Source organism: Streptomyces sp. NPDC059456, from assembly GCF_042750055.1.
Lineage (GTDB): Bacteria > Actinomycetota > Actinomycetes > Streptomycetales > Streptomycetaceae > Streptomyces.
Genome location: NZ_JBHYVA010000449.1, coordinates 1 through 7,154 on the forward strand (window position 1 = coordinate 1; position 7,154 = coordinate 7,154).

The following is a 7,154-nucleotide window of genomic DNA, read 5'->3' on the forward strand; positions in this document are numbered from 1 at the left end:
CGTACGCCGCCCGGCGGGCCACCCCCCGCCCCCTGGAGGCCACTGCACGCCCGGGGTTCCCCCGGCCCCGGGCCTGCCGTGGATCACCCCCGTTCGACCAGCGCGGCGACGCCGTCGAGGATGCGCTCCAGCCCGAAGTCGAGCGGATCGTCCGCGCGCGGGGTGAAGGCCCCGCCCGCGATGGCCGCGGTGAGTGCGGGGAACCGGTCGCCGTGCCGCTCCCACACGTCCGCCGTGAGCCGGTCCCACTCCCGGCGGCCCTCCTCGTCGTCGTCGACGAGTTGCTGCGCCAGCCCCCGGACGTGTCCGATGACCAGCAGGAACGCCGCGTGCTGTTGTGCGTACGGGAGTCCCGTGCCGGACAGCGCCGCCAACGCCGAGTCGAGCCAGGCCAGCTGACGGGGCCCCATGAGCTGCCGGCGCATTCCGGTCGCGGCCACCATCCACGGCCGGCGCCGGTACTGCTCCCAGCACGCACGCGCCCACGCCGCCAGCTGCGGCCGCCAGCCCCCCGGCACGGCGGCGGTGTCGGGAGCCGGGCCGAAGGCGGCGTCCACCATCAGGTCCAGCAGCTCCGCCTTGCCGGGGACGTAGCGGTACAGCGCCATGGTGGTCACGCCCAGGCGTGCGGCGACGCTCTGCATGGACAGCGCGTCCAGCCCCTCCCCGTCGGCGACGGCGAGCGCGCCGTCCACGATGCGCTCCACGCTGAGCGAGGGCTTCGGGCCGCGCCGGGGCTGCTCCTGTTCGCCCCACAGCAGCGCCAGGCTGACCGCCGGATCGCGCTTCTCGTCCCTGTTCCTGGCCATGCGGCCCCGCTCCTCACCTCACCGCGCGCCCGACCGGTTGACGGCACGCCCTAGAACTGTCTATAACATAAACAGAATCGTTTATCACATACACAGTTTCTGGGGGTTCCTCATGCTCGCCACCGTCCTCGCCTCGTCCGCCGCCCTCCTCGCCACGCCCGTCACGGGTCTGCTGGGACACCGCGCCCTGCGTCGCGCCGGCAACGCCCGGCTGCTGCGCATCGACGCCCCGAACGGCATCGACGAGCAGGGGTTCGTCCGGATCGGCGGCATCGAGCAGTGGATCTCGATCCGCGGCGAGGACAGGGCCAACCCGGTGGTGGTCGAGATCCACGGCGGCCCCGGCGCCTCCCACTCGATCTTCGCCGCGCGCACCCGGTCGTGGGAGGAGCACTTCACGATCGTGCGCTGGGACATGCGCGGCGCCGGCAAGACCTTCGGCCGCTCCGGACCACAGGGCCAGGGCGAGCTGAGCTTCGGCCGGCTGTACGAGGACGCCCTCGACGTCACCCGCCATGCGCGCGAGCGGCTCGGCGTCGACCGGGTCGTCCTGGTGGCGAGCTCGCTCGGCAGCGTCTTCGGCCTGCGGCTGGCCCGCAGCCACCCCGAGCTGTACTCCGCCTACGTGGGCACCGACCAGAACGTCCTGGACGCCGGCCGCGACACCTCCGTCCACGAGGCGCTGCTGGCCCGGCTGCGCGCGGCCGGCAGGACCAAGGACGCCGCCGCCGTCGAGGAGATGGGCCGCGACCCGCACGGCCTGACCGCGGACCAGCGGGCCGCGTACGACAAGCTGACCGTGGCCTCCGACCCGCTGACGCTGGACACCCTCAAGAAGGTCGTGCTGGGCTCGCTGTGGTTCTCCCCGCTGCACTCGCTGCGCGAGCTGGGGCAGTACTTCGCCGGCATGAAGTTCTCCGCGCAGTTCACCCCCGCCCTGGCCGCGTTCGACGACCGGGCCGACGGCACCCGCTTCGAGCTGCCGTTCTTCGTCTTCCAGGGCGACCGGGACGTCATCACCCCGGCCGGGCGCGCCCGGGCGTTCTTCGACGAGGTCGAGGCCCCGGTCAAGGGGTTCGCGCTGATCGAGGACGCGAGCCACTTCGCGTCGTTCCGCCACCCGGAGCGGTTCCTGGACCTGATGCTGACCCGGGTCCGGCCGGTGGTGGTCGCGGCGGCAGGGGTGGGTGCGGCCTGAGCGGCACACTTGTACGACAATCGTGTCGGCGAACCGGTGCCGTACGAAAGGAACATGACGGTGGACGTACGTTCTCGGCCGATGGACCGCTTCGAAGCGGAGCGGCCCCGCCTGCGTGCGGTCGCCTACCGGATGCTCGGCTCGTTCAGCGAGGCCGAGGACGCCGTCCAGGAAACCTGGCTGCGCCTGGAGCGCACCGACGCCGACGAGATCGAGAACCTGGCCGGCTGGCTGACCACCGTCGTCGCCCGCATCTGCCTCAACATGCTGCGCTCGCGCGAGATCCGCCGCGAGGAGCCGCTGGAGACGCGCATGCCCGACCCGGTCGTCTCGCGCGGCGAGGTGATCGACCCCGAGCACGAGGTGATGCTGGCCGACTCCGTCGGCCTGGCCCTGCTGGTGGTCCTGGAATCCCTCCAGCCCGCCGAGCGGCTCGCGTTCGTCCTGCACGACATGTTCGCCGTGCCCTTCGACGAGATCGCCCCGATGATCGACAAGACCCCGGCCGCCACCCGCCAGCTCGCGAGCCGCGCCCGCCGCCGGGTCCAGGGCCAGGCCCCGGTCCCCGACCCCGATCTCACCCTCCAGCGCAAGGTCGTCGACGCCTTCTTCGAGGCCTCCCGCGACGGCCGCTTCGAAGCCCTCGTCGCCGTGCTCGACCCCGATGTCATCCTGCGTTCCGACGGATTCGCCGGCAGCGCCCGCCAGTCGGTCGTCCTGCGGGGCGCCGAGACGGTGGCCTCCCAGGCCGTCATGTACAGCAGCCTGGCCCCGTTCGTCCGGCCGGCGCTCATCAACGGCGCGGCCGGAGTCGTGGTCGTGTCCCCCGACGGCCCCCTGTCCCTCATGGCCTTCACGGTCACGTCCGGAAGGATCGCCGCGATCGACGTCATCGTCGACCAGGACCGCCTCCGCGCCCTCGGCCTCGCGGACTTCGGCGCATGACCTGCCGCGGCGGCCGCACCCGCGGCCGCACCCGCGGCCGCACCCGCGGCCGCACCCGCGGCCGGGTCCCCGGCCGTCCCCGGCCCCCGGCCGCCGCCTGAGGGCGGGCCGGGGCCGGACCCGGCGTCAGGACGCGTGGTGGTCGGCGATGGCCTCGGCCGCCGCGCGGTGACCGACCCGGGCCAGGACCGGGTTGCGGCCGCCGCGGTAGTAGTGCTCGGCCGTGAGGCCGAAGCGCAGGGCCCAGCCGCGGCCCCGCGCCCAGGTGGCGTCGTCCACGCCCGCCGCCTCGCGGAACACCTCGCGGGTGCCGGCGGACAGCAGGGTCCAGGCCGCCATCGTGTCGCAGGCGGGGTCGCCGACGCCCACGCCGCCGAAGTCGATGACGGCGCTCAGGCGGCCCTGCCGGGCCAGCAGGTTCCCGGGCAGGAGGTCGCCGTGCAGCCAGACGGGCGGGCCGTCCCACTGCGGTGCCCCCAGCGCCGCCTCCCACGCCGCGGTCGCGGCGCCTGCGTCGTGGGTGCCGTCCGCGCCCAGGTCCCGGATCGCGGCGCGGACCCCGGCGTCGGCCGTCCCGACCGGCCCGCCCCGGAACGACCGCGGCGCGCCGGCGGCATCGATGCCGCGCAGTGCGGCGACGAAGCGGCCCAGCCCCGCCGCGGCGTCGTGCAGTGCGGTGACGGGCTCGTCGAACAGGTTCGCCCCGTCGAGCCACCGGTACACCGACCAGGCGAAGGGGTAGCCCTCGCCCGGGACTCCCCGCCCCAGTGGCACCGGCACGGCCAGCGGCAGGTGCGGGGCGAGGTGGGGGAGCCACCGCTGTTCGAGGTCGACCTGGTCGGCGGCGCCGGGCATCCGCGGCAGCCGTACGGACATGTCCTCGCCGAGCCGGTACATCGCGTGGTCCGTACCGGCCGAGCGCACCTTCCGTACGGGCAGCCCCGCCCACTGCGGGAACTGCGCCGCGACCAGCCGCTCGACGAGCGACCCGTCGATGTCCACCTCGTCTGCGTGCATCTTCGTACCGGCCATGGACAGGAACCGTACCCGCCGCTCACCCGGCCCCGCCAAGGGTTTCCGGAGGGCCCCGCCCAGGGTTTCCCGGCCGGGTTTCCCGGACGGGCCGGGTCTCGGGGGAGGGGGGATCGCATCAGATCGGATGCATCCATCGTGATGTACGGTCGGGCGCATGAACGGAGTTCAGCTCTTCCTGCTGGGCCGGACGCTGATGAAGATCGGCGAAGAGGCCATCCCGACCGGTGGCGTCGGCAAGCGCGCGACGAGCACGCGGTCGGTCCTGGTCGTGATGCTCGACGTGTACGCCCACCCCGACACCACCGTCGGCGAGATCGCCGTCCGTTCCGGCCTGCCGCAGAGCGCGGTGTCCGCCTGCGTGGCCCGGCTGCGCGAGACCGGCTCCGTGGTCACCGCCACCGACCCGCGCGACCGGCGGCGCACCCTCGTCCGGCAGAACCCCGAGCTCTCCGACCGGCGGGCGGAGGTGGCCGCCGCCCCGATCGACGGCGCCCTGTCGACTGCGCTCGGCACGAACGACCCCGCCGAACTGGCCGAGGTCGTCGCCCTCTTGGAGGCGCTCGCGCGGCGCCTCTCGCCCGAGATGCTGGCCCGCCTGACCGTGGACGCCTCGGACGCCTCCGACGCCTCGGGCACGTCCGACGCCTTGGACGCGGGTCCCTCCGTCGCGCACTAGACGCCGGAGGCCGCCGGCGTCGCCGTACCGCGCACCGGCGCCGGCCCCCGCTTCGTGTGGTTGCGTACCAGCAGGCACAGCAGCACCCCGACCCCCAGCGCGGCGACCGGCAGCACCGCCGTCACGTGCAGGGCGGCGACGAAGGCGCCCGCGTACGCCGTGCCCGAGGCGAGCTCCACCGCCAGCCGTCCCTGGAGCAGCGCCCCGACCGAGGCCGCCCCGATGACCGACCCGATCTGACGGACCGTGTTGTTCACGCCCGAGGCCGCCCCGGCCAGCCGCGGCTCCACGTTGCGCATCGCCTCCGTGGACATCGGCGCCACCACGCACCCGACGCCCAGGCCGGTCACCGCCGTCGCCGGGACGAACAGGTACCAGGGCGTCGCGGGGCCCGCGGTCAGCACGATCGCGACCATCCCCGCCGCATACAGTGAAAGCCCGGCGACCAGCAGGTACTTGCCGCCGATCCGGTCCGACAGCCGCCCCGCGAAGGGGCCGGTGACCATCGACACGAGCGACGACGGCGCGAGCACCAGACCGGCCTTCAGCGCGCTCATGTGCAGTACGGACTGCAGGTACAGGTTGAACGGCAGCACCAGTGCGATCATCGCCATCGACACCAGCCCCACGAGCACGGTCAGCACGGTGAAGTTCCGGTCCCGGAACAGTGCGAACGGCACCAGCGGCTCACGGTCCTGCCGTCCGCGCTGGTGTACGAGGAACCCCGCGACCAGCGCGACACCGGCCGTCAGCAGTGCCCGGACCCCCACGCCCCAGTCGTACCGCTCGCCCTCCTGGAGGCCGAACGCCAGGCAGAACAGCGCGCCGGTCGCGAGCAGCACCCCCACCAGGTCGAACCTGCGGCTGCCGCGCCCGCTGCGCACGTCGGGCACCACCAGGTACGTCAGCACCAGCGCGGCCACGCCGATCGGCACGTTCACCAGGAAGATCCACCGCCAGCCGACGGTCGACACGAGGACGCCGCCCAGGGTGGGTCCCGACAGCGTGGCTAGTCCGGCGACCATCCCCCAGATGCCCATGGCGGTGCCGCGCCGCTGCGCGGGGAAGACCGAGACGATCAGCGCCATCGTCTGGGGCGCCAGCAGCGCCGCACCCAGGCCCTGCAGCCCGCGGGCCGCGATCAGCGGTCCGGCACCCGGCGCGAGCCCGCACGCCACGCTGGCGAGCGTGAACACCACCACGCCGGCGGCGAAGAGCCGGCGCGGCCCCCACAGGTCCCCGAGCCGTCCCGCGGTGATCAGCAGTACGGCGAGCACCAGGGCGTACCCGCTGACCACCCACAGGGTCTGGTCCAGCGTGGCCCCCAGGGCGTCGATCATCGCCGGGACGGCGATGTTCACGATGGTCAGATCCAGCAGTGTCATGAAGAACCCCAGTGACACGGTCACCAGTACCGCCCAGGGATTGCCGGCCCACTTGCGCATGTCCCGCCCCTCCGTCCCTTCGTCCGTGCCCCGGCATCCTCCGGAGGCCACGGCACGAAATTAACCCATCCGTTTTGATGCATCAAGAGTGATGCATCAAAACAGATGGGTTGAGGTGCGATTCCGACCCGTACTCAGGGGCGCCCGATGCCAGAGGTCGCGGATTGGCCCGTGCCCGGACCCGCCCCGCCTGACAGGCTGGCCGTCCGCATGCCACCGCATGCCATCCGCACGTCATGGGCAGGGAGTTTTGATGCAGGTAGCCGTGGTCACCTTCGACGGGTTCAACGAGCTCGACAGCTTCATCGCCTCGGCGCTGGTCAACCGGTGTCGCAAGGACGGGCTCGAAGCCTTCATCACCACACCGACACCCGTGGTCACCTCGATGAACGGCGTGGAGGTGACCGGCCAGCGCCCGATGGAGTTCATCCCCGAAGCCGACGTCGTGCTGATCGGCAGCGGTGTGAAGACGCGCGACGTGGTCGCCGACGACCGACTGCTCTCCCGGCTGCCCCTGGACCCGGCGCGTCAGCTGATCGGTTCGCAGTGCTCCGGGGCGCTGGTCCTCGCCCGGCTCGGGCTGCTCGCCGGCATGCCGGCGTGCGCGGACCTGACGAGCCGGCCGTACGTCGAGGCTTGCGGCGTCACCGTCCTGGACGCCCCGTTCCATGCCGAGGGCAACATCGCCACCGCGGGCGGCTGCCTGGCCTCGCAGTACCTCGCCGCCTGGGTGATCACCCGCACGCTCGGCGAGGACGCCGCGCGCGGCGCGATCGGCTACGCGGCGCCGGTCGGCGAGCAGCGGGAGACGGTCGAGCGCACCATGCGGGCGGTGGGCGGCGTGCGTACGGGGGAGCCCGTCCTGCGCTGAGGGGACTCGGGCGGGAGGCGGGCGGGCGTCCAGGCGGAAGGGGGGCTTCGTCGCGCAGGGCGCACGGCAGCCTGCCGGCGCCCGCCTCGACGTCGATCACCACGCGGATGTGAGTGCCCGGCGCGTGCCGGGCCGCGTCCGTGACGGCTTCGGAGACGAGGGGGCTGTCGCGTAT

7 protein-coding genes are annotated in these 7,154 nt (G+C 73.4%); 4 read left to right on the forward strand and 3 right to left on the reverse strand.

What is annotated here, in order from left to right; genetic code table 11:
- Positions 1-83 precede the first annotated feature (83 nt).
- Positions 84-809, reverse strand: coding sequence for a TetR/AcrR family transcriptional regulator (locus ACFXA3_RS29880; RefSeq protein WP_385191692.1), 726 nt, complete (start codon positions 807-809; stop codon positions 84-86).
- Positions 810-921: 112 nt separating this feature from the next.
- On the opposite strand from ACFXA3_RS29880, the gene ACFXA3_RS29885 reads away from it, so the two are divergent.
- Together ACFXA3_RS29885 and ACFXA3_RS29890 are read left to right on the forward strand one after the other, a co-directional pair.
- Positions 922-2,007, forward strand: a complete 1,086-nt coding sequence (locus tag ACFXA3_RS29885; protein WP_385191694.1) for an alpha/beta fold hydrolase — start codon at positions 922-924, stop codon at positions 2,005-2,007.
- Between the two features lie 54 nt (positions 2,008-2,061).
- Positions 2,062-2,952, forward strand: coding sequence for a sigma-70 family RNA polymerase sigma factor (locus ACFXA3_RS29890; protein WP_385191695.1), 891 nt, complete (start codon positions 2,062-2,064; stop codon positions 2,950-2,952).
- Positions 2,953-3,078: 126 nt separating this feature from the next.
- Here ACFXA3_RS29890 and ACFXA3_RS29895 read toward each other — a convergent pair whose 3' ends face one another.
- A complete protein-coding gene (locus ACFXA3_RS29895) occupies positions 3,079-3,984 on the reverse strand; it encodes an aminoglycoside phosphotransferase family protein (protein WP_385191697.1) in 906 nt (301 codons plus the stop codon).
- A 196-nt stretch (positions 3,985-4,180) separates the two neighbouring features.
- On the opposite strand from ACFXA3_RS29895, the gene ACFXA3_RS29900 reads away from it, so the two are divergent.
- Positions 4,181-4,663 carry a MarR family winged helix-turn-helix transcriptional regulator gene (locus ACFXA3_RS29900; protein ID WP_385191701.1) on the forward strand — a complete coding sequence of 161 codons (483 nt, stop codon included), beginning with the start codon at positions 4,181-4,183 and terminating at the stop codon, positions 4,661-4,663.
- Here the strand turns inward: ACFXA3_RS29900 and ACFXA3_RS29905 are convergent.
- Entirely contained in the window at positions 4,660-6,108 is a 1,449-nt protein-coding gene (locus ACFXA3_RS29905; protein ID WP_385191698.1) for a DHA2 family efflux MFS transporter permease subunit, read from the reverse strand. The two genes, ACFXA3_RS29900 and ACFXA3_RS29905, sit on opposite strands and share 4 nt — an antisense overlap.
- A gap of 253 nt (positions 6,109-6,361) precedes the next feature.
- Between ACFXA3_RS29905 and ACFXA3_RS29910 the strand changes: the two genes are divergently transcribed.
- Positions 6,362-6,979, forward strand: a complete 618-nt coding sequence (locus ACFXA3_RS29910) for a DJ-1/PfpI family protein (RefSeq protein WP_385191699.1) — start codon at positions 6,362-6,364, stop codon at positions 6,977-6,979.
- Positions 6,980-7,154 lie beyond the last annotated feature (175 nt).